The sequence below is a fragment of the Fundidesulfovibrio butyratiphilus genome (genome assembly GCF_054657235.1).
This window is the reverse complement of record NZ_BAAHXA010000002.1, coordinates 524555-550216: the sequence shown is the minus strand read 5'-3', so window position 1 is coordinate 550216 and position 25662 is coordinate 524555. Positions and strand designations below refer to the sequence as shown.

Sequence of the window (25662 nt, the reverse complement as noted above, 5' to 3'; positions counted from 1 at the left end):
CGCCGACACGACGAAAAAGCCTCTCACGTCCGAAACGCAACGCGCATCCGGCCAGGGCCCGACGTTCTTGCAGACAGCGAGTGAGCGGGGATTTGTGCGACTGGCCTTCAATCACAAGACAAACGGTTGCCGCAGGCGCATGGTCAGCCCCGTCCCGACCGAGACAGAACGCTCCACGCCGTGCCAACGAGACGCCGGACCAGTTCCTTGGCCAGGGTCACACTCGTGAAACCGAGAAGCTGGTTCGCGTGCATGTTGATTTCCGCGGCGGAGCCATCATACACGGAGCGCCCATCCGGCAAAAAGGCGGACGCCGGGAGTTCCCCCGCCCCCAAACCGGGAAGGTCCGAGGCATCGAGAAGCGTGCGACCGTCATGCCCGGAGAAACTGTATCCGAACAGCGCCAAGTCGTTGCGACACTTCTCCGCCACAAGCCGGGCCAAGTCCTTCGTGTAAAATTTTTTGTAATCGCGAAACTGCGCGTCGCGGGAGCTTCGAACGCGTTCGCCAGGCCTCGTTGCCGCCGGCAAACCCAGCTTTTGAAGAAGAGCGTTCAGTGACTGGGTCAACGTTTCCTGGCGCAGAAGATAATGCGGGACCAATTTGCCTTGGGCGTCGAAAAGCTGAAAGTAAAGCGACCGCCGTTGCGCCTCGATAAGCCATGGAAACGCGTCGTCGCAGAATTTTTCGCAAAAGTCTTTAAAGGATGAAAACGGCCAATACAGATTGCATCCGCCACGGGCACGGCATGTTGTCATGGATATTCCCGGGGGCCAATACGGGAACCCGTACGTGTACATCGACACCAACAGGTCAAAGGGATTTCTCACCACCGCTATCCGGACAGAATCCGTAAATCCCTCAGAGTCTTCCGCTTTCACGTTGAACCCTCGGGAAAAATACTGCACCGGTTTCCCGTCGCACACGCAATGGCTTCCGTGATAATAGCGCAACCCGTCTGTGGAGCGCAGGACTTCGTCGAGATATGTTCCCGCAGTTTTCGGGACATGGATAAAAAAAATTTTCTTATCCGCCTGATCTTTGTCGGCATCGATACATTCAGACATAAGGGATGGGTAAGAGTTGATCGTCCTGTTGCAAGAGGAAAATGACAACACGGCATGGCGAAAACGTGAAAGAAAGGCACCCGCAACTGCCTGGAGTCCTGAGGAGCGAGCCCGTTTCCGGTTCTCTTTGGAGTGCTGAAACAGCATCAAGCGCGATACAAAATCCCCGATCGAGCGACCCTGTCGACAACCCGCTAGTCCTTCCAGCTCTTGGCCACGAACCCGCCGTTCACCAGGTCCGGCTTGTTGTAGGGAAAGACTCCCCCTTCCAGGTTGGTGAAGCTCCCGCCCGCGCCCAGCACCACGGCGTGTCCGGCGGCGGTATCCCACTCCCAGGTCTTGTTGAAGCGAATGTAGAGGTGGGCCGCGCCTTCGGCCACGCGGCAGAACTTGACCGACGATCCGGCAACGATGACCTCGCGATTGGGATAGCGCTCCAGGTACACGTCCAGCCTTTCGTCGGGGTGCGAACGGCTGGTCACGGCCACCAGGGGTTCTCCGGGCACGGGCCGGGCCACGGCGATGGGCTCGGCCGAAGCGCCTCCGATCTGACGCAAGGCCCCGCGTCCCGGCCCCCCGGCATAGAGGGTGTCGGTCACGGGGACATAGACCACCCCGAAGATCGGAACGCCGTCCTCGACCAGGGCGATGTTCACGGTGAATTCCCCGTTTCGCTTGACGAACTCCTTGGTGCCGTCCAGCGGGTCCACCAGCCAGAAGCGCCGCCAGGACTTGCGGGCCGCGTATTCCGCTCTGGCCGACTCTTCCGAGAGGATGGGAGCCAGGGGGGTCACGGCCTTGAGCCCTTCCACAATGATGGCGTTGGCCGCCCGGTCGGCCTGGGTGATGGGGGAATGATCGGCTTTTTCCTCCACGGAAAAGGCCGTGGCGTAGATGTCGAGAATGGCCCGGCCCGCTGTCCGGGCCAGGGCGCACAGGGCGTCTTGGTCGATCTGCAACATGGCGGCTCCTTGTATCAAGCCTGTCGAACTCTCGCGCCGGTCAGGGCGCGTACCCGGACAGCACTTCGGACGCCGGGCCGCTGGCCGCCACCCGGCCGGCTTCGAGCACCAGGGCGTGGGTGGTGGCCCAGGGAATTTCCCGGGGATTGTGCGTCACGGTCACCAACTGGCATCCCTGGGCGGCCAGGTCGTCCAGCAGGGCCAGCACGTCGCTTCGGGCCTCCGGGTCCAGCCCGCCCAGGGGCTCGTCAAGCAACAGCACCTCGGGGCCGTGGACCACGGCCCGGCCGATCATGACCTTGCGCGCCTGCCCCTGGGACAGCGCCTCCAAGGGATGGTCGGCCAGGTCGACGAGTCCCAGCCGGGCGAGCAGACCGTCCACGGCCTTGTGTTGACGCTCGGTGGGGGTGTCGTAAAGGCCCATGCTGCCAAAAAATCCCGAAAGCAGGGATTGGCGCGCCGTGGTCTCGGGAGGATACTCGGCCTGCACGTCCCAGGCGGCATAGCCCAGACGGGCGCGCACGTCCCAGAGGCTGGCCGGTTCGGGCAACCCGAAACGAAACGCCTGTCCCGCCGTGGGATGCAGGTCCGCCGAAAGCAGCTTGAGGAAACTCGACTTGCCCGCGCCGTTCAAGCCCAGGACCACCCAGTTTTCACCCGGATGCAGGGCCCAGCTCACGTCGCAAAGCACGTCGCGCCCGGCCAGGGTCAAGCCGGCCCGGCGCAGTTCCAACAAGGGTTGGCCTCCGGTTTCGGTCCGCGCCCGGAAGACCGGCTTGCGCCGGGCCGGGGCCAGGCGTCGCGCGGCGTCGGCCAGGGGACCGGTGAAACGCACCCGTCCTGCGGCGAGCACCGTGGCCGTGAAGTCCAGGTCCGGCAGGCTGGACGGATGGTGGGTGGCGGCGGCCAGTCCCACGCCCTCCTCGGCCAGGCGGACCAGGATCCGCCCCAACCGACGCCGCGAGGGGGCGTCCAGGCCGTCCAAGGCCTCGTCCAGGAAAATCCAGGCCGGCTTGCGCACCAGGGCCCTGGCCAGGAGCACGGCCATGGTCTGGCCCTGGGAAAGTTCGGAAAGGGGACGATAGGCCAGGTCCTCCGCGCCCACGCGGTCCAGCGCATCCAGGGCGGCCTGGCGTTCGGCCTGGCCCAGCGTTCCGGTCGGCAGGGGGGAATCGGTCAGCCCCGCCGCCGCGATGAGCCAGGCGTTCACGGCCCAGCCCCGACGGCGATAGAGGTCGCGCAAATCGGCTCCGGCCAGGCCGATCAAGGGGCGCACGGTGAGAGGGCTGTCCTGGGGCAGGCCGTCCACCACGTAGCGTCTGGTCCCGGCGAAACCGCCTCCCGGCAGTTGGTCGGGCCAGATGTCGCCCCGGGCCAGACGCAACAGCGTGCTCTTTCCCGCCCCGTTGCTCCCGAGCAGGGCCACGCGCCCGCCAGAGGGCAGATTCCAGGTCACGTCGTCCAGCAGCACGTCGTCACCACGGCTCACGCGCACGTTTTCCAAGTGAATATCGAGGTTCATGACCGCGTCACCCTATCCCCAGGCCCGGCAAAACACCAGCCCGACCGGCCCGCGCCCGGACGGGAAGCCGCTTCGGCGCAGGAAGGCATTGCAATCGGAAGAGGGATTGTTCATGATTGTTTTTTCCAGTTCACGACAGGGGAGGATCGCCGTGGCCGAAAAGTGTTCCGTGTTGCTTGTGGATGACGAAGCGGAATTCATCGAAACCCTGGCCAAACGTCTGAAACGGCGTGGGCTGGAGGTCAGCCTGGCCAACTCGGGCCAGCAGGCGCTGGATTCACTGGCCGCCAACCCCGTGGACGTAGTGGTTTTGGACGTGAAAATGCCCGGCATGGACGGCATCGAGGCCCTGACCCGCATCAAGGCCCTGGTTCCGGGGGTGGAAGTGGTCATGCTCACGGCGCACGCCAACGTCGAAGTCGCACTCAAGGGCATGGAGCTGGGCGCGTTCGACTACCTGATGAAACCCGTCGAACTCGACGACCTGCTCTACAAGATCCAGGACGCCAAGAAGAAAAAGTCCCTCGGGGCGTGAAGTCGCCGTCGTGATAGCGCGGGTCAAAGATTTTCTTTCCGGACTGTTCGGTTCCGGGGCCGGCAAGGGCGAGCCGCTTTCCGACGAGGCCATCCAGGCCGAGTTCAAGAAACGCTACCACAACTTCCGTCTCTTGCTCACGGCCAACAAAAAAGCCCTGGGCGTGATGGCGGAAATGGAAAACGCCCTGCGCGGCCAGTCCGTGTTCGGCATGAGCTACGTGCGCTCCCAAGCCACGGCGGCCTCTGTAAACGTGTTCCGCATCGTCAAGCACTTGTCCGAAATAGCGCCCGGCAAGTACGACGCCCTGTTCGAACGCATCAAGGAAATCCAGTCCCGCATCGGCCTGATCCTGGCCCGCCAGGCTCCGACCACGGCCACGGAGTTCGCCGTGCCCCTCGAACGGGTGGGACGCGACATGGTGGACCAGGTGGGGTCGAAAATGGCCAACCTGGGCGATCTCATGACCCGGCTCCATCTTCCGGTGCCGCCGGGATTCGCCATCACGTCGCTGGCCTACACCCGCTTCGTCCGGGACACGGGCCTGCGCGACGAGGTGAACCGGCTCATCCAGTCCGTGGGCGGAGGCGACCACGCGGCCCTTCTGCCCCTGTGCTCGCGCATCCAGCAGATGATCGTCTCGGCCGAACCGCCCCGGGACGTGGTGGAGGCCATCGAACAGGCCTACCGCGAACTGGAGGCCAAGACCCAGCCGGGCGTGCGGGTGTCGTTGCGCTCCAGCGCCCTGGGCGAGGACGCGCGCGGCCAATCCTTCGCCGGACAGTTCCGCAGCGTGCTCAACGTGGCGGCCGAGGACCTCATCTACACGTACAAGGAAATCCTGGCCAGCAAGTACAGCCCCCAGGCCGTGACCTACCGCCTGGCCAAGGGCATCCCCGACGAAGACGTGGCCATGTGCGTGGGCTGCATGGCCATGATCGCAGCCCGCAGCGGCGGCGTGGCCTATTCGCGCAATCCCATCTCCATCCGCGACGACGAGGTGTACCTGCACGCCTCCTGGGGCCTGGCCAAGACCGTGGTGGACGGGGCCGTGGACTCCGACCTGTATGTGGTGCGCCGGGGCAATCCGCCCACCATGGTTTCCGAACGCATCGGACGCAAGGACCGAGTGTTCGTCTGCGACCCGGTGGAAGGCGTCTGCCGCACGGACGCCGCCGGCGACATGGCCGACCAGCCCTGCCTCACCGACGAGGAAGCTCTGCGCCTGGCCGATCTGGCCATCCGCCTGGACCAGGCCTACGGCGAGCCTCTGGACATCGAATGGGCCATGGACGAGGCGAGACGCCTCTATCTTTTGCAATGTCGTCCCTTGCAGCAGATCGAAACCGGGGCCAAACGCCCGGAAGGCGCGTTCGGCCAGCCCCTGGCGGCGGGCGGCGTGACCGGAAGCCCCGGCGTGGGCACGGGCACGGTGCACACGGTGCTGCGCGACATGGACATGCTCACGTTCGCCCCGGGTTCGGTGGTGGTGGCCGTGGACGCGGCCCCGCGCTGGGCCACCCTGTTGCCGGGAGCCGCCGCCCTGGTGGCCGAACGCGGCAGCAGCGCCGGACACTTGGCCAACGTGGCCCGCGAATTCGGGGTTCCGGCCATCATGGGCCTGTCCGGCGCCGTGGAGCTGCTGAAAAACGCCGGAGAAGTCACCGTGGACGCCGACGGCCTGGCCATCTATCCCGGCCGGGTCGAGGCCCTGATCTCCCTGGCCGGCCCCAAGCCCGAAACCCGGGCCGCCCAGTCGCCCATGCACGCCATCCTGCGCGAGGTGCTCGACGAGGTGGCCCCGCTCAACCTGACCGACCCCAAATCCTCCCAGTTTTCCCCGGAGGGCTGCCGCACCCTGCACGACATCACCCGCTTCTGCCACGAGAAGTCCGTGGAAGAAATGTTCCGCTTCGGGCAGGACTTCCATTTCTCCAAACGGGCGTCGAAGCAGCTCAAGTACAAGGTGCCCATGAAGTGGTGGTTCGTGAACCTTGACGACGGCTTCAGCCGCGAGGTGCCGGGCAAGTACGTGCTGATGGAGGAAATCGCCTGCGAACCGGTGCACGCCCTGTGGGAAGGATTCACCGCCGTGCCCTGGGAGGGACCGCCGCCCATGGACGGGGGGGGATTCATCTCCATCGTGGCCCGGTCCACGGCCAACCCCAACATCGACGCCTCGATGCATTCGGCCTACGCCCAGGGCAACTACTTCATGATCTCGCGCCACTACATGTGCCTGAGTTCGCGCTTCGGTTACCACTTTTGCACCGTTGAGGCCCTGGTGGACGACCGAGAGAACGAGAACTACGTCACCTTCCAGTTCAAGGGCGGAGCGGCCGAAGCCGAACGGCGGACCAGACGGGCGATCTTTGTGGGGGAAATTCTCGAAGCCTTCGACTTCCGGGTGGAGATCCACCAGGACGAGATGCAGGCCATCTACGCCAAGGGCCCCATGGATGTCATGCTCGACCGGTTGCGGGTGCTGGGATACCTGCTCATGCACACCCGCCAGCTCGACATGATCATGACCAACGACGCCCTGGTGGCCCACTACCGTCAGCGCTTCCTGCGCGAGCTTCGCGACCTGCTGCGCGCCTCGGGCGAGCGCTACATGAACGAGGCCCTGCGCGGACAGGAGATCGGCTAGCCGCCTGTTGAAAGATCCTTGCTGGCTGCGTTGCCGCGAAAAACGCAAGCCCTCAACGGATGCCAACTCCGCCTCAGGCTTGACTTTTTTGCGCGCCTTGCCAGCACGTTTTTTGAACAGGCTGCACGAATCGACTCGTTGGGCGGGCTGCTAGCCCAGGCCCCGCCGGGCGGCATGGGGCGGACGCCGCGTTCGGACCGACCACGCGGCGCAAGCGCCGCCGAAAAGGCGTACCCCGGCGCGCGGGCGACGGCGAACAGGTCCGGCGTTGGTCTTCCGCTACCGGTTTTCCGTGATAAAGGGCAGAAGGATTTCCGCGACCTTCTTGTGGACCTGTTCGTTGGGGTGCCCGTCGTTGGCGTTGACCACCATGTCGGCAACCTTCCAATCCCTGAACGCGGGGCTCAGATCCACGGCTTCCATGCCGAGGTCACGACAGGCCTGCGTCACCTTGGCCGAAAGCGGAGCGCTTCCCGCAACGTCCTGAAGCAGGGGAAACACCGCCACCACGACCTTGATGTTGCGCGCCTTGCAGTACCGGGCCAAGGCCTCCAGTTCGGAACGGTGTTCCTGCCATACCGCCGGGTCCTCGTAGGCGCCCTGCAGGGCCGACCAGAAGGAGCGCGTCCCCCCCGCCATGTTCCCCATGCGGGCCAATCTCCAGTACACGTAATTGACCAGCGGAGAATTCTTGACGAAAAACCCCATGATCCCGGTGGGATTGCGGATGGTGAAGGGCACGTCGTACTTGTGGACCAGGGCCGCGTGATAAATGTCGTTGAGAACGTAGCCCAGGATGACCACATCGGGCTGCACCGGGTAGGCCTTCAGGGCGGCAAGCTCGTCCACGGTGTCCCAGCCGAGCTTCGACGCCGTGTACACCCGCCACCGCGGCGCAAGGTCCCGGGCCAGGATGTCGCCAAAGCGATCCGCCGGGTCGTTCACCCCGTGTCCGGCGGCGAAGGAGTCGCCAAGGATCATCAGGGTCTTTTGTCCCGGAGCCGGCGGGGTCGCCTCCCGGTCGCGAAAGCCCAGGGAGTTTATCGTGGTCCAATGCCGTTCGAACCACTTCCGGCTGGAGTAGGTCAAATTGAAGCCGTCGGACTGATCCTGGACATAGGTGAAATACAGTTCGATACACGCCAAGGGCAAGGAGATCGAACAGGCCAGGAGCAAAACGGTCATGGCCGCCTTGCTGGCTCTCCACCGGGAGACGGCGACCATGGTCAACACGCCGAGAAACAGAAACGAAAGAACGAAAATACTTATTCCCATGGAAACTCAACAGGGGCGACACCATGCGTTTTCATCGCGAAAGCGCTCCCGCCGGACGCTGCCGTCCAACGAACGCACCCCGCGACCCAAAAAAGCGACACCTTAGCCGAAAAGTCCCCGCAGGCGCGATCCGCCGTGCGGACGCGGTCCCGACACGCGGGCAGTGCGCGTTTCCGGCACGCCCGTGGGCGCGTCAGGCCGGCGCGGGTTTGGGACAGGCGGCGGAAACGGTTGCGTCGCGCATTCCGCAAGGCCGCCTCATGGTCTGGAACGGTACACGACAAGGATTGCCAAGGCAAACCCCGGCCTTGCAAGGCGGAAAAGCCCCGTCGCCCAAAGCCGGCAGGCACCCTGCCGGTCCCTGAAAAGAGGCGATGCGCGCGGCCCTTTCCAATGCGTCGCCGCCACGGCGCGAAAACAATCCCCCGCACCGTGGCTCGTGCCTGCACGGGTTTGGCTTTCGCAAAAAGACACCGCCGGCGGCTTCTTTCCAGAGGCCATCCAGGGAGTATCCCATGCTCAATCCCTTTCCGGTTGAACCCCCAATTCCCGTGGCGTTGCGCCTTGCAGCAGGGCGGTGAGGTTGGCCAGATGGGTTTCCATGGAGCAACGGGTATGGGCATAACGCAGGGCGTTTTCGCTCATGGTGTCCAGGCGTTGGGGATTTTCCCAGAGAAAACGCAGCTTGCGGGCCAAGTCCTCCGCGGAGTGCGCCTGGAAGGTCATGCCGGTGACGCCTTCCTCAATGAGTTCGGGAATGGCTCCGATATCCGCACCCAGCACGGGCGTGGCGTTCAGGTAGCTTTCCACGATGGCCTGGGGGGCGTTGTCCGGGGAGACGCTCGGCACCACGCTCAGCCGAGCCGTGGACACCAGTTCCGACAGGGGAGCCAGGGGCAGGAAGTCCAGAAAACGGATGGACTTGCGGAAGCGTTCCCGAACCAGGGTTTCCAGATGTTCCCGCCAGCCATCGTAGGACCGGCCCACAATGACGAGTTCCGCGTCCAGGTCGGCCATTTGAAAGGCCCGCAGCAGGACGTCGTGGCCTTTTTCCGGGGAGATGCGCCCGAACGCGACAATGGTGCGGGTCTTTTGCCGCCTGGGGCCGTCCGGGCGCACGCTGGTCAGGGTGACGTCCGCCGGCTGGGGCAGGACGGCGATGCGCTCGGCGGGCATGCCCGCGTCGAGCAGACGCTGGGCCATGAACACGCTGGGCGTCACGAAAGCGTGGACAGGACGGTAAATGTGCAAGCGGTCGTGCACGTACATGGAAAAGGCCCGCACGGCCGACGCGCCCAGGCTGCCATGCACGCAACGGTAGCGCACGGCGTTGTAGTGCGCCCTTCGCGAGCACAGGTCGCAGAACTTGCCGTCGCGAATCATTCTGTAATTCGAGCAGATCAGGTTGTAATCGCCCAGGCGCATGACCGTTCGCACCCCGCGCGCGGCCAGGGTGTCGATGATGCTTGGGGACATGAAGTTGTAGATGTTGAGCAGATAGGCCGCGTCGGCTTTGCCCATCCGATCCAGCAAGGCGGAAAGCTTGCGTCTGGCCTCGAAGGAGTAGATCGCCCGTCCCAGCAACCGGGGCAGGGTCCGGATGGTTTTGGGCAATTGGCTAAAATAAATCTGATCCGGCTTGCCGGGCGGTTCGAGAAAACAGGAAGTATACGGACTCGGCCAACTGCCCGCGTAGGCCACGCTGAAGGGGGCCACCTGGTGTCCGGCCTTGGCTAAGCGGCGCATGACATTGCTGAGATAGCGTTCCGTGCCGCCGTTCAGAAAAAAATACTTGTTGCAAAAGACGAGACGCATGATTCGGCCGCCGGGTGAAAGGGGGGGGACGCCAGGGACACGGACCTGACCGGCTTCGATCCCAAGCTCTTAGTCAAAACCGCGCAGTGCGCGGAAATATGGCGCGCATCCGGGTTTCAGGGAACGAAAAACACCTGGCGCAAGCCCCTCTGCGCGGGATTGACCGGATGGCGTCGTCCTCGACGCTCCGCTCTCAGGCCAGGGAAAAGCCCAACCGGCGCAACTCGGCCAGCAGGGCCTCTTCTTCGATGGGCTTTTGCAGAAACGCCACGGCCTCGCCCAGGTACATGGCGTTGTGGGTGTCTTCGGCGTCTTCCAGCACCGAGGTGATGATCACCTTGCACTGGTCGTTTTTTTCCACGCCGTGGTCTTTTTCCACCTCGCGCATTTCACGCAGGGCGTTGGGGCCGTCGATGACGGGCATAAGCAGGTCCATACAGATAAGGCGGTATGGGCTGCCTTGGGCCAAGGCCTGATTGAAGAGCATGACGGCTTCCTCGCCGTTCGCCGCGGTGTCACACACGGCGTAAGGGTGCAGGATATACTCGAGAAAACTTCGACTATAGAAATCGTCATCGACAATGAGCACCCGCATCGTCTCTCCTCGACAGTTGCGGCCCACCGAGTGTGCCCTGTTTTTCCAAGCCTTTTGGGGTCTACCCTCCTCCTTGGCGCGTTGTCAAGAACGCGGCTTGCCGCTCGGAAGACGGAGCGGCAAGCCGGGCTCATGGTGTTACGAGAGCAAAATACGTGTTCCGCAGCCGAACGAAAAGACACAGCCCTCTCGTTTTTCCTGTATTGCTGGTCCCGAACAGGTTTTTGCGGCCAGCGCTAGACCTGAAAGATCAACATGAGGCCGAGAATGGTCAGACCGGCCACGGCCACACGCTTGACCACCAGCGGGCTGACGCGCTTGGCTATCTGCGGGGCGATAAAGCCGCCAAGGATGGCGGCGGGGAACATGATCAGAAAAAACGTGGCGTCGAAATTGCCGAATTGATAGTGGCGCACGCTGCTCATGAGGGTATTGAACGCGATGGCCAAAAGCGAACTGCCCACCACCAGGTACATGGGCAGGCCCAGCACCACGGTCATGAGCGGCACCATGAACGGCCCGCCGCCGAAACCGAACATGGAGGCCACGATGGCCAGGAGAAAGGCCCCGATGCAGCCCACGACGATATTGACTTTGAATTCCTGTCCCCAGAATTCCACGGTGATATACATGGGTGTATTCCTTCTGCTTGTGCGAATGGATTAAGCGGACTTGTCCTTGGAGGATTCCTCGGCGCGCTTCTTGAATTCCTTGAGGATGGCCTGTTCCTTTTTGTTGCGCTCCAGGTAGCGGGGCGTGGTCTGCCAGAACATGAGCGCGGCCAGGACCAAAAGGATGTAGCCGAAATACGACTTGTACTGGCTCACGGTGACCAGCTCGGTCAGTTTGGGGCCGATGAATCCGCCCGCGGCCATGGAAAGCCCCATGATGACGCCAAGCTTCCAGTTGATGAACTTGATCTTCGTGTAATTGTAGACGCCCGAGAGCTGGGAAAACAGGACCGTGGGCGTCACCGTTCCGGCCACCACGGTGTGCGGCAGGCCGGGCCAGATGGTCAGCAGCAGGGGATTGAGCAAGAATCCGCCCCCAGCGCCCATGAGCACGCCGAAAATGCCGATGCACAAGGTGAGCAGAAAGGGCCAGAACACGTTCACGCTGGCGCCCGCGTTGGACATGTACAGGATGGGAAAGGCGATGGAGTTTTCCACCCGCACCGGCTGGGACGCGAGGTCCTTGTCCGAATAGGCGGTCAGGGTGTAGACGCCCGGCGCGCTGCCCGAGGGGATCGTGACCCGGGCCGTGAAGGTTCCGTCCGGCTTGACGTCCACCCCGGGGGCGAGCAACTTGCCCGCCAGTTGGTAGCGCGCCTTGACCAGTTGCATGGAGCGCTGTTTGGTCTGCTTGTCGTCCAGCGGGGGCAACTTGTCCCCGCGCGAGCCGATGATGGAAGCCGTCAGCGAAGTCTGGAACGCGTCGATGGCCACCTTGGCCGGGACCTGATAGGCCACGTCCGCCCCGAGTTCCTTCAGGGCCTGGGAATAGGCGAACTTGCGCTTCTGGGCCTTGAACCGCTCGAAGGCCTCTTTTTTGTCCGCCGGCACATAGATCTGATAATATGCCGGGATGTCGTGCGAAAGATAGAGCTTGTACGGACGCACCCCGTCAGGTCCCGGACGGTTGTCGAAAAACACCGCCCGCACCTTCTTGTCGTTGTACACTTCCACATACACCGGCTTGCCCGGCTCGGTCTTGCCGGTCAGGACCAGTTGCCCGCCGTTTTCCAGTTTGGTCTTGTCCACGCTCAGGCTGATTCCGGCCCGCGCCTGGTCCGCCTGAACCGCGACCGGCGCGGACTCGGGCTGGGTCTGGGTCTGGGTCTGCGCCTGCCCCGAGGGCGTCACGAAATAGGACGCCGCCACGAGGCCAAGCATCAACAGGGCCACAATGCCGCGTTTCGTAGGCATGTTCTCGCTCCTTGTGCTGGCTTGGCCCGACCCCGACAGCCCGGGGCCGGCGTTGTTACCGCACCGGCCGCAACTCGCGTGAAACGCTTGCAGCCGGTGTCCGCTTCCGTTTGTTCGTCCCGGCCCGACCGACGCCTTTCAGACGCTCGGGCGTGGCCGTTTCGTCGCGCGGTGTTTGCAGGGACAACTCAAACTGGACCCGCTCTTGGCTTGGAGCTGCGACTCGGTACGACTCGATCGGATCGAGTTCTCACAATGACACCTTGTTCGAAAACGCGGAAATTTCTTCATCGAAGAAATCGATTCGACCGGCGCGGCAGCGAGCGCGAAAGGAGGGGCCAGAATGCTTGCGGATTAACAATCTGTCCGGGCGAAATCAAGATGGCACCGCGTGTTGGCGGCGCCGTGGCCAGGCAACCGGGAAAGTCGTCCGGCAAATCACGTCTCGTTCCCCCCGCCGCCTCCCTTTGCGCGGGGCGCGCCAGGCAAAAATAACACCGCCACCCCAGGAAGGCACCCCTCCCCGGGATTGCCTTGGAACCGGGCCGATCGTACACTTGAAACATGCGTCAGATCCTCTTCAGCGCCCTCGCCCGGAGCATCGCCCTGCTGGGCCTCTGCCTGTTGACGACCCTGGCCCTTTTCCCCTTCCGCGCGCTCGCCCAGGAATCCCCGCCGCCGGACCCGACCCTGGACCTGCCCCTGCCCCGGGGCGTCCCCACCACCGCGCCCGGGCTGGAACGCCGCATGGCCGCGCTGACGCAACGCCTTTCCTGGGCCAGTCCCGGCTCCGACGAGTCCCTTCGGGCCTCCATGGGCCTTGGCGTCCTCAAAGTGATGGCCAAACGCTTCGACGAGGGCACGGCCCTGCTCGACCCGGTGGCCCGTTCCGGTAGCCCCCTGGCGGGCTGGGCCTGGCTCTATCTGGGGCTGGCCCGGAGAAACCTGGGCGACCCGGCCCAGGCCCTGGCGGCCTTCGACCAGGCCCAGTCCGGTCCGCCCGAGCTCTCGCCGGCTAGGGAGGCCGCCCTTCTGCGCCTGTATTGTCTGGAAGCCCTGGGACGAGACGTTCAAGCCTTGGAGGGCTACCGCAATCTTCTGGCCCGGCCCGGTCAAGCCTTTCGCCCGGTGCATCTCTGGCGCGCGGCCTCACTGTGCGACAAGTCCGGAGACTCGGCCCAGGCCCAAACCTACCTGCGCGAACTGATCGTGCAACACGCCTGGTCCGCATCCGCGCAAAAGGCCCTGCCCCTGGCCCGGGACATGTTCGGCGCGGGACGCGCCGACTGGTCGCCCGACGCCCCGGACGTCCTGGCCGCCCGGGCCGCGACGCTCATGGACCACGCGCTGCCCGGTCGGGCCCTGCCCCTGGTGGACCAACTGGCCGTCACCGCCGGGGCCGATCCGGCCCAGGCCCTCTACCTGCGCGGACGCGTGGCCTACCTGCGCCGACACACCCAGGAAGCCGCCGACGCCTTCGCCGCCCTGGCCGAACTGCATCCCGCCTCGCCCCTGGCGCCGTGGGCGCTCTACCAGCAGGCCCGCTGCCTGTGGCGTTCCGGCGAGGAGAACGACGCCACGGCCATGCGGGAACTGCTGCGGGCCGCCCTGGCCCGGGCCGACCAAAACTCGGACCTTGTCCCCTCGGCCCTGCGTCTTCTCATGCTGGCCAACCTGGAACGCGCCCGCTTCGATCAGGCCGCCGACGCGGCGCGCCGCCTGGCGGCCATGGAGCCGACCGGAAGCGAGAACGCCCGTCAGGCCGTCTGGCTGCTTGGCCTCATCGCCCTGGCCAAGGGGGACTGGGCAGCGGCCGAAACCGAACTGACGACCTGGCTGGGGGAGGCGCAAAACGCGGACCGTTCCGCCGGGCTGTACTGGCTGGCGCGCGTCGCCGGGGCCAAGGGCGACAAGGACCTTGCCGCCGAACGCTTCCGTCGGGCCTTTTCCGCCCGGCCCGGAGGCTACTACGCCGCCCTGGCGGAAGAGCGCCTGGCGGCCATGGGGCAATCCCCGCTCCGACCGGAGCCGGTTCCCGGCTGCCCGGGCCGGGCCAACGACGGGCCTGGGGCCGAAACCAAAACCGAACCGCCCCGGCGGGCGAGCGGCGAATCGCTCGACGCGGCCACCGCCCGAGCCAACGACGTTTCCGGCCTATCCGGCGACGCCACGAGCGGCGCGGCCGCCGACATCCCGGCCTCTTCCGCCGGCGACGATCCCGCCGCCGAGGCCGAAACCACCTCGGCGACGGCGGTTGCCGAAACGCCGGAAGCCTCGTCCGCAGAAGTCCGGACCGGACTGGAGCGGGCCAGACTTCTCGAAGAATGCCAACTGCCCGAACTGGCCGAACGCGACCTGGCCGCCCTCCTGGCCCGCTATCCCACGGCGAAGCCCGTGGCCCTGGCCTGGGCCAAACTGGGCCAATCCCGGGGCGACCCTCTGGGCGCGGCCAGGGCCGTGTCGCGGGCCTACGCCCAGTGTCTGGCCCAGGGCGCGCCGGAAGACCTGGCTCCCCTGCGCGACATTCTCTATCCGCGCCATTTCACCGACCTTTTGGCCCAACAACTCGCCGGCGCCGCGGTGGATGCCGACCTCGTATGCGCGCTCATCCGTCAGGAAAGTTTTTTTCAACCCGCGGCCGTTTCCCCGGCCGGAGCGGTGGGCCTGATGCAGATCATGCCCGCAACGGCCAGGAATCTGGCCGCCCGCCTGGGCTACCGGGACTTCCGGCCCGAATCCCTCAGGGATCCGGCCGTCAACATTCGACTGGGAGTGCGCCTCTTTCTCGACCGCCACGAGCGCTACGGCGGCAACGTGGCCTTCGCCCTGGCCGCCTACAACGCCGGACACGTCAAGCTCAAGGTCTGGGCCGCCCATTTGGGCGGACTCGAACCCGACCTCTTCACGGAATTCATCCCGTACGGGGAAACGCGCGACTACGTGAAGCGCATTCTGGCCAACCGGGCCATGTACCGCCGCCTCTATCCGCAGGGCGCGGCCTCCGGCCCGTCGTAAGGTTCAGGCCACGCCTTCTTCCCTCGCGGCCAGGGACACGGCCCGGCCGGCCGCGCCCCGCAGCCCGGCCAGCTCGTTTCGCACCAGACGGACCCCCATGGTCTTAAGCAACTGCTCGTGGGTGTGGGAACGCGTGAACTCGTCGGCAAAGGCCCGGTGCCGAACGGACCAGAGATTCTTGGCCGCCACTCCAGCGCACACGAAGAGTCCGCCCAGGGGCAGGGTCTCCAGAGCCCAGTCGCGGCAGGCTCGGCCGTAGAACCGGGCGAACCAGGCCGCCGTGGGGTCGTTCTCGCCGACCGTGGCCGACACCTGGGAGGGATCGAGGTCCTGGCCGGTGAGAAAGGCGTGCGTCAGCGCCAGGCCCGACCCGGAAACCACGGTTTCCCACCGGGCATAGGGCTCCCGGGTGCGCGCCAGCACAAAGGCCTCGAAATCGGCCTCGTCCCGCCCCACAAAGGGAAAGGCCGCGTGCCCGCCCTCGGAGGGCAGGACCAGGCAACCGCCGCGCCCGTCCGGCAGGAGCACGCCTTTGCCCAAACCGGTGCCCGCCCCGATGACCGCCTGGGTTTGGCCGGCGTCGAACGGGCCGGGAAGCACCGTGACCAGATCCGCCTCGGCCTCCTCCCGACAGCCCAGGGCCTGGGCCGTGAAATCGTTGAGCAGTTGGGCGCGCCTGGGCAAAAGGCCGTCGGGCAGCGCGTCCAGATCCAGGGTGAAGTCGATGTTGGGCGGACGGCAGAAGCGTCCGCGTTCCACCGGCCCGGCCACGGCCACGGCCGCCGCCTGGGCGCGGCTCACCGACGCGCCCAGGCGGCGGGAAAGTTCGCAAAGCAGGGCCTCGAACGAGGGAAAGGCCCCCGTGGGCAGGGAGACCAGGGCCGCGGGAGGCGCATTGCGGCCGCAACCGTGCGCCGGGAAAAGGGCGAAGCGGCTGTTGGTGCCGCCGATGTCGCCGGCCAGGACCAAAGGCATGTCGCTGTTCATGCCCGAAAAGTAGAGGCAAACGCCCACGCGGGCAAGGCCCGGCTTGTCAGGCGCGGGCTTTTCTGGAAAAACCCGGCCATCTCGTGCGTGCAGGAGGTCCTTATGAAACGCGCACTGCCCGTTGCCCTGGCCGTTGTCCTGGTCGTTCTCGTCGCTTCCGCCCAGGCCGCTCCCGTCCCCTTCAAAACCCTGCTGGACGTGATCACCCTGAAGCTGCCCGGCTGGGAGCCCGGCGAGCCCCAGGGCCAGACCATAACCCAGCCCTTCGAGGCCAGCGTGGCCACGCGGGAGTTCACCAAGGGCGACCTGGTGATCGAAGTGGCCATTTACGACGGCGGCCCCCAGTACGCCGCCGCCATCACGGCCATCAACCATTCGAACATCCAGACGTCCGAACAAAGTGTGAAAAGCCTCACCATCAAGGGGTACAAGGCGGTTCTCTCCGTGGGCTTCAAGGAGGAAGTGGCCGACCTGCTCATCGCCGTGAACGACCGGTTCGTGGTGGGCCTCAACCTGACCGGTTCCGTGGACGTCGAGCTGCTCAAGTCCGCAGCCGAACAGCTCGACCTCGCCAAGCTGGCCGCCATGGCCAAATAATGGACCTGGAAGTCGAAATCCCCAACTTTTTTCCCATCGACGAGCGTCTGGCCTGTTGCGGCCAGCCCCGGCCCGAGCGATTCGCCCTTCTCGCCCGGGCCGGGTTCGAAACCGTGGTCAACCTGGCCACCGAGTCCTCCACCGGTCACCTGCCGGAAGAACCCGCCCTCTGGCGCGACCTGGGCGTGGAGTTCACCTGGCTGCCCGTGGCCTGGGACGCCCCCCGTCTCAAGGACTATCTCGCCTTCGAAGCCTGGCTCGCGCCCAGACGCCCCAGGCGTTGCCTGGTCCACTGCGCCTTGAACTGGCGGGCCAGCTTTTTTGTGTGTCTCTACCGCATTCGACGCGAAAACGTCCCGCCGGGACAAGCCTGGCGGGACGTTCTGGAAGTCTGGGAGCCGACCCCGGCCTGGACCGCTTTGGCCCGCCGGACGCTCGGGGCGCTCTCCCCGGTCTGATCCCGGAGGCACGCTTCACCGGGCGCGCGTCCTTCACGGGGCGACCGGCTCGGACAAGGCCCGCGGCGGCGGAGTTCAGCCGGTCCGACCGCTCACCACCCTCCGGATGAGGGCCAGGGCCACGGGGTCCGGCTTGCGCTCCAACCTGCGGTAGGCCCGACCGTCCGGCGTTCTGTCCAGAAAACCCCGGTCATAGAGTTCGCGACGCAACAGGGCGTGGTCGCCGAAGGTGTGCAGGGTCGCGAGCCGGGCGTTGACCGCGGCCTCGTCCCCGGCCGGACCGGAAGGGAACCGCGACCACACCACCCACAGGCAGTGCGTTTGCTGGCCGTGCTTGCCTGGCCAGCGCGTCATGCGACCGGACTGGTCGAAGTAGCGCAGCAAGCGATTGAGTCGCCGCTGATCCACCGGCTCGGATTGATCCGCACGGCCGTCGTCCGGGGCGACAGCCGGGTCCCGCCGGCCTAACCGGGCGAAGTCCTGTTCCGCGACCGCCTTGGTCCCGCCCGGTCGCGGACCATCAGGTCCGCCTCCCGGCGTTTCTTCCGAAGCGGGCGCGGCCGGAAACGCGGCGACCAGGGCCTCCACCTGGAGACCGGCCTGACTCCGGGCGTCGCGAAGATGCTGAAAGTTTTGAAATCCGGCCGAACGGGCCAACATGTTGAGCAGTTCGAGGTGGCCGGGCGAGCGGCCCAGGGAACAGAGCTGACGCGACAGGGCCTTGGCAAAGGCCGAAACGTCGCGCACGGGCAGGGAAAGCGCAGTGCGGCTCATGACACATCCTCATACGCGCCTCTCCGTCTGACGGAGGCCGGTGGTCGCCGACTTGCGGCTCGGCACGCGCTTGAGGTGTCGAGAGCTGTGGGAATTCCGGCAGGTTTAGCTCCCCTTTCGGGGCGGCGACGCCTGGGTGAACTGCCGACCGGCCTTTTCGCTACACCACGCGCGGGCCATTGGCAACAGGCGGTCCGCCTTCCCGGTTCCTCAGCGCGCAGGCCCCATGCGTCCGATCAGGGCCGCCACTTCGCGCAACATGGCCCCTCCCGTCTCGCGCAGCCCCCGCGAAGCGGCATCGGCCGTATCGTCCACCGCATGGAGTCCGCCGGGAAACACGGCTTCGCCCTGGGCCGGGCCCTGCGCCTCCACCAGAACGGCCTTGGCCCGCGTGACGAGAAAAGCCGTCCCCTCCGGAGAGTCCCCGACCTCCTCGCGAAGCGCGCTTCTGGCGTGACGCACCAACTTGGCTCCGTCGTAGACCTCTTCCAGGTGGTCGCTGCGGCGCTCGTAGCACCACGCGGCCCCCGACGCGTTGCGCCATCCCGGCCGACCGGACTCCTGGCCGCTCTCCACGGCCAGACCGTCCTCCCGGCGCGTGACCAGCCGGCTCGCGTCCGTGGATTCGCTCGTCCACTTGACGCTCAGGGGAACGTTGCGTCCGACGCTTAACCCCTCCAGGCTTTTGCCCGCCATGTGGCCGCGCACGTTCCAGGCAAACGCCGAAGGCAACGCGCAGGCCCGGGAAAAAACCAGCGACAGCAGGTCGCCGGCGGTCAGGGCGTCGGCCTGGCGGACTTCCTCCCCCGTAAGGCCCAACAGGGTCAGCGCCCCGGGAGCCGCCCCGCCCAGGCAGGGCGTGACGGCCTGGCCCCAGGCCCGACCGGCGGACCGGTCGTGCGGCGACCAAGCCGACGAAGCCCGACGCTTGCGCGCCCCGCAGTCCGGGTCCAAAACGTCTGAAAAGGCCGTCTCCCCGGTCTGGCGGCCCTGGTCGTCATAGCGGATGACGAACGCCGACAGGGCCCCGCCCAGTCCCCCCTCCCGGCACGACGTCACGTCCAGGGAAGTGAGCGCGGCCAGCTCGCCGCCGACGTACTCCTGAATCACGGCCGAATAGCGCACCAGCGCCCCGGAATCCGCGGCGGGCAGCACCAGCAGGGCGCCCGCCCCGTCCACGTGCACGCTCACGGTGTCGTACATTTCCCGAATCAGTCGGCCCGCGTTGTACCACCGGACGTCGCGCTGGAGCATGGCCGAAGTGGCCGCTCCGGCCGCCTGTCCCACGCCGTCCACTTCGGCTCGCACCTCCAGGTCGACCTGGCCCGCGGTATCGAAACGGGTCAGGGCGCTCACCGCCTTGCCGCCCGACACCGAAGCCGACCGCCTCGCGCACAGCCGCTTCCCGTCGTACTCCCAGATCTCGGCCCGGGTCCGGTCCACGGTCGTCACCCGCGTGCGCCCTCCCCCCAGGTCGGCCGTCCCGGCCGACCGGCCGAACAGCTTGCGCAAGACCGCGTCGGACGACTCCCCGCGCGACTCCTCGGGGACTTCCCCGCGCGACTCCTGACCTGCGGAAAGAGGCAACACCCCAACGCGCCGCCGACATTCCTCGCAAGAAATGCCCCGCTCCGAAATATCGCGCCGCGACATACGTCGCTTCATCCGCCGCGCGGGCGGTCCGGTCCTGGCCGTGGACGATCCCGACGACTGCGCCATAGCCCCTCCTCAAGACCGAACGAAGCGCTCTTCCTCCGGCCGTTTCGGTGGCGATTTTTCCTCGCTATCGGCCGATTCACGAATTTCTTTACGCGGTTGGGACGGGAAAGACCTCTTCCCCGACAACAGGACGGGTTTTTTGTCCGAACCGGAGCTGACGCTTGCCTCCTTTCCCGCCATCCTGCAAAATGACGCCATGGCGGATTCCACCTCACCCCAGGCCGCGATCGACCTCATCTGCATCCCTCCGGCGGGATACGCGGCCTATTGGCTGTCGATCAAAAAACTCCTGGACGCCAAACGCGGCGCGCAAAACCTGGCCGCCGAACTGACCCTGGCCCAGGAGCCCTATACCCGCTTTCTGCTGGAATCCCTGTCCAGTTCGGCCACGGAAGAAATCCTCCGCCGCATGGCCCACATCAAGGCCCGCACCGTCTCGCGCGACCACCGGCGCAAGCTGCGCCTCATGCGCACCGCCGCCTGCGCCGTGGCTTCCGGGGAAAACCCCCGCAAGACCCTCATCACCCTGTGCGGAGCCTTCGGCATGCCCGTGGCCAGCGAAGACAAAACCATGGAACAAGCCCAAGGACTGCTCGAAAGCCTGCGCGCCGGAAACCTCGACCTGGCCGTGTTCCCGGACGTGTCCCACGCCACCCGCGCCGAGGAACTCATCCTCAAACTCCTCTTCCTTCAACTGCTCAGCCGGCGCGAAGGCAAAGCCAGCCTGCTGCCCTTCCTGCCCGGCATCTCCTTCCCCTACTTGGCCGACGCCCTGCGGCTCTGCATCGACAACATCGACGAACCCTTCATCCGCCGACGACTCGACGCCCAAGCCCGCGAAATGACCATAGACGCCGCGCACAAAATGACCATGGGACTCGAACTCGCCCTGGCCATCAAAAACCGCCGCCCCTACGACGAAACCCTGGCCCTGGCCAAGGCGTTTTTGCTGGATGTGTAGTCCGGGGAGAAAAGAGAAGAAATGAAGAGTGGGAGGTTCCGCCCCCGCACCCCCGCCAGGGGGAATGATTCCCCCTGCCCCCCCGGTTGCCTCCCCGAACGCGCACCGACCCCGCAGGTCCCGTCTTTCCTTCTCTCGCTCTCCCTTGCGGCGGTCTGGGGGCGGAGTCCGCCCCCAGCGGGGTCCAGGGGCGCCGCCTCTGGCCGCCGAAGGCTTGCGCCTCCCGCCGGCATCTACCAGACCGGCTCGTACTTCGAATCGGCCAGGTTCCATTTCCGGGAATGAACATGGACGCGGTCGGTGGGGGCTCCGAGGGGATTGACCAGGGGTCCGTGGACGTGGGTCCAGGCGAGGACGCCGCCGGCCAGGTTCACGGCGGGCACGCCTTGCCCGGCGAGTCGCGCCACGAGGTCCACGCCGCGTTCGCCGTTGGAGCAATAGACCACCACGGTGCGCCCCTGGGCCATTTCGGGATCGGCCAGGAATTCGCTGGCTCCCACGGCGTCGGGCAGCATGGACACGGCGCGTTCGTAGGGTTCGCGGTCGTCGACGAAGATTGCGGTTTGTCGACGCAGAAGACTGAGGGCGTCCCGGGCGGAGATGTCTTGTCCCTCGGGATGGCTTTTCCGAAATCGGGCATAGCGGGAGGCGAGTTCGGCCTGTTTCCAGGCATCGGTGCGCTCCGGCCCGGAATTGGAGCAGGCGGCCGCCAGGACCAGCGCAATGAGAACGAAAAGCAGGGGCCAACAGTGCAAGACGCGAAACGCGCGCGGGGGAAGGGGAACTGTCGTCATACCGTACAGGGCGCAAATCGGGTTCAGGTTGCGTCACGAAAGCGTCCGGCCTATTCGCCGGGGGAGGGGCGACCCGTGGCGGGTCTTGGCGAGGCGAACGAAAAACGACAGTCTTGGCCGCCTCCCCGGAACGTCCTTTCGGATATAGACAAATCCGCGCTCCGATTCCAATTCATAATTTCCATGCAAAGAGGAAAAACACATCCAAGACCGCGATGGAAGCCGTATTGCCACAATCCTGTAGTTGCCTGACGGCGCGGTTTCTGGCATTTTGCGCTGGCTTCCGAGAGGAGAATATGGCCAACACGAAGAAAAAGAAGAGTTTTTGGTTTTCCGCCAGCACGGCCGAAGCCCGGGACACCGGCATGGCCATGACGCTGATCTGCATGCTGGTGGCCCTTTTCGGCGACAAACGTCCGTTTCTGCTGGCCGCCATCGCGGTGCTGCTGGTGAACATGGTGGTGCCCGCGGTGTTCAAGCCGGTGGCCAAGCTCTGGTTCGGCTTGTCGCACCTGTTGGGCACGGTGATGTCCAAGGTTCTGCTGTCGCTTGTCTTTTTTCTGGTGCTGACGCCCATGGGGTTGTTGCGGAAACTGTTCGGCAAGGACTCCATGCAGATGCGTCGGTTCAAGAAGGGCGACGGTTCGGTGTTTCGCGTCCGCGAGCACACCTTCACCGCCACAGACATCGAAACCCCCTACTGAAGCAAGGATACGACTCCATGAGCTTTCTCGGCGATTTGTGGGGCTTTCTCAAAGTCCGCAAGAAATTCTGGCTGTTGCCCATCATCTTGGTGCTGTTGTTGTTCGGCGTGCTCATCGTGCTGACCAGCGGGTCGGCCATCGCGCCCTTCATTTACACCTTGTTCTAAGCGCGTCGGAGGTCCGTTCGGACCTTCGCGCGAAACGCCACATCCGGCGGCCGCGCCCCCCGCGCGGCCGCCAAACCCAGGACTCCCCATGCCCGACGCCATTCTCGGACTGTCCGCCTATTACCACGATTCCGCCGCCGCCCTCATCATGGACGGAAAAATCGTGGCCGCCGCCCACGAGGAACGCTTCACCAGGCGCAAGCACGATCCGTCGTTTCCCACCAACGCGGCTTCGTACTGCCTGGCCGAGGCCGGACTGGGCCTCAAGGACCTTTCGGCCGTGGCCTTCTACGACAAGCCGTTCCTCAAGTTCGAGCGCCTGCTCGAAACCTACCACGGCTTCGCCCCGGCGGGCCTGACCAGCTTTCTTTCCGCCATGCCCGTGTGGATCAAGGAAAAGCTCTTCATGAGCCGCATGCTCAAGGAGGAGTTCGCCAAACTGGGCGACGGCGCTCCCCGGGTGCTTTTTCCCGAGCACCACCTGTCCCACGCGGCCAGCGCCTTTTATCCTTCGCCTTTCGAAGAGGCCGCCATCCTCACCATCGACGGCGTGGGCGAGTGGGCCACCACCACCATCGGCCTGGGCCAGGGCAACACCATCCGTTTCCTGCGCGAGTTGGACTTTCCCCACTCCCTGGGGCTTCTCTACTCGGCCTTCACCTACTATTGCGGATTCAAGGTCAACTCCGGCGAATACAAGCTCATGGGCCTGGCTCCCTACGGCAACCCGAACTCGGAGCGCGTGGAGGAAATCCGCCGGAAAATCCTGGACACGCTCATCGACTTGCGTCCCGACGGCTCCATGCTGCTCAACATGGACTATTTCGACTACGCCACCGGGCTCAAGATGTGCAACGAAACGGCCTGGAAGAAACTCTTCGGCCTGCCCAAGCGCGCCTCGGAAACCGACCTCAGCCAGGAATACATGGACATGGCCCTGGCCATCCAGGAGGTCACCGAAGACGTGGTGCTGCGCCTGGGCCGCACCGCCAAGGAGTTGACCGGCTGCGACTTCCTGACCATGGCCGGCGGCGTGGCCCTCAACTGCGTGGCCAACGGCAAGCTCCTGCGCGAGGGGACCTTCAAGGACATCTGGATCCAGCCGGCCGCCGGCGACGCGGGCGGCGCGCTGGGAGCGGCCCTGGCCGCCTGGCACGTCTGGAAGGGCGCGCCGCGCACCCCGGCCAAGCGCGACTCCATGCAGGGGTCGTATCTGGGACCGGAGTACTCCCTGGCCGACGTCAAACGCGTGGCCGCCCGTTGCCACGCCCCGTTCCACTACTACGACGACTACGACAAGCTCTGCGAAAAGGTCTGCGAACTCCTGGCCCAGGGCAACGTGGTGGGCTGGTTCCAGGGCCGCATGGAATACGGCCCCCGGGCGCTCGGCAACCGCACCATCCTGGGCGATCCGCGCAACCCCGAGATGCAGAAAAAGCTCAACCTCAAAATCAAATACCGCGAGGGCTTTCGTCCGTTCGCCCCGTCGGTGATGGAAGAAGCCATCACCGACTACTTCGAGATCGACCGGCCCTCTCCCTATATGCTGCTCGTGGCCCCGGTGGGCGAAAAGCATCGCAACCCCCTGCCCCAGGGCTACAACGACCTGGGCATGTGGGATCGCCTCTATGTGGTGCGCTCCGACGTGCCGGCCATCACCCACGTGGACTATTCGGCCCGCATCCAAAGCGTCAGCCGCGACGTCAACCCGCGGTACTGGCGGCTTATCGACACCTTCCGGCGCACCCAGGACTGTCCGGTCATCGTCAACACCAGCTTCAACGTGCGCGGCGAGCCCATCGTCTGCACCCCCGCGGACGCCTACCGCTGCTTCATGCGCACCGAAATGGACTTCCTGGTGGTGGGCGACGCGCTGTTCGTCAAGACCGAGCAGCCCCCCCTGCCCGACGACAGCGACTGGCAGAGCGAATACGAACTGGATTAGCCCCAGAAAAAAAAGCGAAAAGCACAAGTGGGGGGCCTGCGCGCCCCCCGCGCCCCGCACTGCTTCGGGGCACGCATGTTTTCCCCTTCCTCTCCCTCGCCCTTGCCGCCGGGCACGAAACGTGCAATGGCATTTGGCATGAAAAAAACGCTACGCATAGTGTTCTGCGCGCTACTGTTGTGGGCAATGGCCCCGCAGGTTCACGCCATGGACGAGGAGTTGGTGGCCCGGTGCGTTTTGCGTGAAATTCTGGCCTCGCTCACCTGCAAAAAACCGTCGGAATTTCGCTACGTCGGGCGACGCGACGAGGTATACGTCTTCAATACGCACTACGGGGCGGTGTTTGCCGAATTCTACTGTCAGGTTTTCGACAAGGACGTGATCGTGACCAGCAAGGCGTGGCAGGGGCACATGGCTTCGGCCCGGCTGAATTTCGAGGTGGCTCCGGGCTGCATCACGGCCACGGTGAATTCGCCCTGGGACGACTGCCAGGCGCCTTCCACGGTGCAATGCTGCGGCACGGATTGACGGCGGATCACCGCAGGCCGCGCAACCAGGCATAGCCCGCCGCCAGGGCGACCACGGGATAGACCGGCCAGGCGAGATGCTCGCCCAGCAAGACGAAGGCCGCGCCGGCAACGCCCAACCCCACCAGCCAGGCCTCGCGGTAGGGGCGCAGCCCGGGGTCCTTGCCGCGCGGGGCCATGTTCAGCAGGGGCACGGGTTCCCGCCGTGTCGGAGCGCTTTCCGAAGGTCGCGGATCGCGCGGGGACTGAAGCTTGTGCCCGCACACCTGGCAGGCCGTGGCCTCGTCGGGATTGTCCGCTCCGCACTTTGTGCAAATCATGCCGGGATCTCGCGTTGACACGCCGGGCCATATCCCGGCACATGTGTTTTTTGAGCAACCCGAAGACACCGCGAGACCGCCATGCCCGACACTCCTTCCCAAAAGCTCTTCAGCATCAATCTGCCAATGTGCCACGGATGCGGGGCCTGCGCCGAAATCGCCCCGGAACTCTTCACCATGGACCCGGACGCCGACCATCCCCGCCAGTTGGTCACCGAAGCGCCGGAGGAGCAAATCCGGCAGGCCATGGCCTATTGCCCCAACGACTGCATAGAAATCGAGGGCGACGCCTGACCAGCCGGCCGGGACGTTCGGAAACCGCCCCGCCCCCGGGAGACGCGCTCCCCT

At 65.4% G+C, this 25662-nt stretch carries 22 protein-coding genes and 1 pseudogene; 11 read left to right on the top strand and 12 right to left on the bottom strand.

Going from position 1 to position 25662, the window contains the following annotated elements; genetic code table 11:
- Positions 1 to 143 precede the first annotated feature (143 nt).
- Genes ACYQ01_RS13470 through ACYQ01_RS13460 form a run of 3 tightly spaced genes read right to left on the bottom strand, consistent with a single transcriptional unit; the run spans position 144 to position 3551 of the window.
- Entirely contained in the window at positions 144 to 1214 is a 1071-nt protein-coding gene (locus ACYQ01_RS13470; RefSeq protein WP_459934853.1) for a sulfotransferase family 2 domain-containing protein, read from the bottom strand.
- Between the two features lie 47 nt (positions 1215 to 1261).
- The gene (gene cysQ / locus ACYQ01_RS13465; RefSeq protein ID WP_459934373.1) at positions 1262 to 2029 is read right to left on the bottom strand and encodes a 3'(2'),5'-bisphosphate nucleotidase CysQ; all 768 of its coding nucleotides are present in this window, start codon (positions 2027 to 2029) and stop codon (positions 1262 to 1264) included.
- 40 nt (positions 2030 to 2069) lie between these two features.
- Entirely contained in the window at positions 2070 to 3551 is a 1482-nt protein-coding gene (locus tag ACYQ01_RS13460) for an ATP-binding cassette domain-containing protein (protein ID WP_459934372.1), read from the bottom strand.
- A 151-nt stretch (positions 3552 to 3702) separates the two neighbouring features.
- On the opposite strand from ACYQ01_RS13460, the gene ACYQ01_RS13455 reads away from it, so the two are divergent.
- Both ACYQ01_RS13455 and ACYQ01_RS13450 read left to right on the top strand, forming a co-directional pair.
- A complete protein-coding gene (locus tag ACYQ01_RS13455; RefSeq protein ID WP_459934371.1) occupies positions 3703 to 4086 on the top strand; it encodes a response regulator in 384 nt (127 codons plus the stop codon).
- Positions 4087 to 4096: 10 nt separating this feature from the next.
- Entirely contained in the window at positions 4097 to 6736 is a 2640-nt protein-coding gene (locus tag ACYQ01_RS13450) for a PEP/pyruvate-binding domain-containing protein (protein ID WP_459934370.1), read from the top strand.
- A 279-nt stretch (positions 6737 to 7015) separates the two neighbouring features.
- On the opposite strand, the gene ACYQ01_RS13445 is transcribed toward ACYQ01_RS13450, so the two are convergent.
- The 4 genes and pseudogenes from ACYQ01_RS13445 to ACYQ01_RS13430 all read right to left on the bottom strand — a co-directional run bounded on the left by ACYQ01_RS13445 (position 7016) and on the right by ACYQ01_RS13430 (position 12313).
- Complete coding sequence (locus ACYQ01_RS13445) at positions 7016 to 8011, bottom strand: SGNH/GDSL hydrolase family protein (protein ID WP_459934369.1); 996 nt, start codon at positions 8009 to 8011, stop codon at positions 7016 to 7018.
- A 519-nt stretch (positions 8012 to 8530) separates the two neighbouring features.
- On the bottom strand, positions 8531 to 9826 hold the full coding sequence (locus tag ACYQ01_RS13440) for a glycosyltransferase (protein WP_459934368.1): 1296 nt from the start codon (positions 9824 to 9826) through the stop codon (positions 8531 to 8533).
- Between the two features lie 193 nt (positions 9827 to 10019).
- Positions 10020 to 10421, bottom strand: coding sequence for a response regulator (locus tag ACYQ01_RS13435; RefSeq protein WP_459934367.1), 402 nt, complete (start codon positions 10419 to 10421; stop codon positions 10020 to 10022).
- 236 nt (positions 10422 to 10657) lie between these two features.
- A pseudogene (locus ACYQ01_RS13430) lies at positions 10658 to 12313 on the bottom strand (sulfite exporter TauE/SafE family protein).
- Positions 12314 to 12910: 597 nt separating this feature from the next.
- On the opposite strand from ACYQ01_RS13430, the gene ACYQ01_RS13425 reads away from it, so the two are divergent.
- Complete coding sequence (locus ACYQ01_RS13425) at positions 12911 to 15361, top strand: transglycosylase SLT domain-containing protein (RefSeq protein WP_459934366.1); 2451 nt, start codon at positions 12911 to 12913, stop codon at positions 15359 to 15361.
- 3 nt (positions 15362 to 15364) lie between these two features.
- Here the strand turns inward: ACYQ01_RS13425 and ACYQ01_RS13420 are convergent, their stop codons facing one another.
- The gene (locus ACYQ01_RS13420; protein WP_459934365.1) at positions 15365 to 16375 is read right to left on the bottom strand and encodes a glucokinase; all 1011 of its coding nucleotides are present in this window, start codon (positions 16373 to 16375) and stop codon (positions 15365 to 15367) included.
- A gap of 75 nt (positions 16376 to 16450) precedes the next feature.
- Between ACYQ01_RS13420 and ACYQ01_RS13415 the strand changes: the two genes are divergently transcribed.
- Complete coding sequence (locus ACYQ01_RS13415; protein WP_459934364.1) at positions 16451 to 16945, top strand: hypothetical protein; 495 nt, start codon at positions 16451 to 16453, stop codon at positions 16943 to 16945.
- The gene (locus ACYQ01_RS13410; protein ID WP_459934363.1) at positions 16945 to 17403 is read left to right on the top strand and encodes a protein tyrosine phosphatase family protein; all 459 of its coding nucleotides are present in this window, start codon (positions 16945 to 16947) and stop codon (positions 17401 to 17403) included. The genes ACYQ01_RS13415 and ACYQ01_RS13410 overlap by 1 nt, the downstream gene beginning before the upstream one ends.
- Positions 17404 to 17478: 75 nt before the next feature.
- On the opposite strand, the gene ACYQ01_RS13405 is transcribed toward ACYQ01_RS13410, so the two are convergent.
- On the bottom strand, positions 17479 to 18177 hold the full coding sequence (locus ACYQ01_RS13405; RefSeq protein WP_459934362.1) for a DUF2087 domain-containing protein: 699 nt from the start codon (positions 18175 to 18177) through the stop codon (positions 17479 to 17481).
- A gap of 210 nt (positions 18178 to 18387) precedes the next feature.
- Positions 18388 to 19764 carry a hypothetical protein gene (locus tag ACYQ01_RS13400; RefSeq protein WP_459934361.1) on the bottom strand — a complete coding sequence of 459 codons (1377 nt, stop codon included), beginning with the start codon at positions 19762 to 19764 and terminating at the stop codon, positions 18388 to 18390.
- 271 nt (positions 19765 to 20035) lie between these two features.
- On the opposite strand from ACYQ01_RS13400, the gene ACYQ01_RS13395 reads away from it, so the two are divergent.
- A complete protein-coding gene (locus ACYQ01_RS13395) occupies positions 20036 to 20857 on the top strand; it encodes a hypothetical protein (RefSeq protein ID WP_459934360.1) in 822 nt (273 codons plus the stop codon).
- A 233-nt stretch (positions 20858 to 21090) separates the two neighbouring features.
- On the opposite strand, the gene ACYQ01_RS13390 is transcribed toward ACYQ01_RS13395, so the two are convergent.
- The gene (locus tag ACYQ01_RS13390) at positions 21091 to 21612 is read right to left on the bottom strand and encodes a rhodanese-like domain-containing protein (protein ID WP_459934359.1); all 522 of its coding nucleotides are present in this window, start codon (positions 21610 to 21612) and stop codon (positions 21091 to 21093) included.
- 335 nt (positions 21613 to 21947) lie between these two features.
- Here ACYQ01_RS13390 and ACYQ01_RS13385 point away from each other — a divergent pair, with 335 nt between their 5' ends.
- The 4 genes from ACYQ01_RS13385 (at position 21948) to ACYQ01_RS13370 (ending at position 24995) form a co-directional block, all read left to right on the top strand.
- Entirely contained in the window at positions 21948 to 22355 is a 408-nt protein-coding gene (locus tag ACYQ01_RS13385) for an SxtJ family membrane protein (RefSeq protein ID WP_459934358.1), read from the top strand.
- 17 nt (positions 22356 to 22372) lie between these two features.
- A complete protein-coding gene (locus ACYQ01_RS13380; protein ID WP_173082343.1) occupies positions 22373 to 22522 on the top strand; it encodes a DUF5989 family protein in 150 nt (49 codons plus the stop codon).
- A gap of 88 nt (positions 22523 to 22610) precedes the next feature.
- Positions 22611 to 24467, top strand: coding sequence for a carbamoyltransferase family protein (locus tag ACYQ01_RS13375; protein WP_459934357.1), 1857 nt, complete (start codon positions 22611 to 22613; stop codon positions 24465 to 24467).
- 186 nt (positions 24468 to 24653) lie between these two features.
- Positions 24654 to 24995, top strand: coding sequence for a hypothetical protein (locus ACYQ01_RS13370; RefSeq protein WP_459934356.1), 342 nt, complete (start codon positions 24654 to 24656; stop codon positions 24993 to 24995).
- Positions 24996 to 25002: 7 nt separating this feature from the next.
- Here ACYQ01_RS13370 and ACYQ01_RS13365 read toward each other — a convergent pair whose 3' ends face one another.
- On the bottom strand, positions 25003 to 25314 hold the full coding sequence (locus ACYQ01_RS13365) for a zinc-ribbon domain-containing protein (protein WP_459934355.1): 312 nt from the start codon (positions 25312 to 25314) through the stop codon (positions 25003 to 25005).
- A gap of 81 nt (positions 25315 to 25395) precedes the next feature.
- On the opposite strand from ACYQ01_RS13365, the gene ACYQ01_RS13360 reads away from it, so the two are divergent.
- Entirely contained in the window at positions 25396 to 25608 is a 213-nt protein-coding gene (locus tag ACYQ01_RS13360) for a ferredoxin (protein WP_459934354.1), read from the top strand.
- Positions 25609 to 25662: the final 54 nt, after the last annotated feature.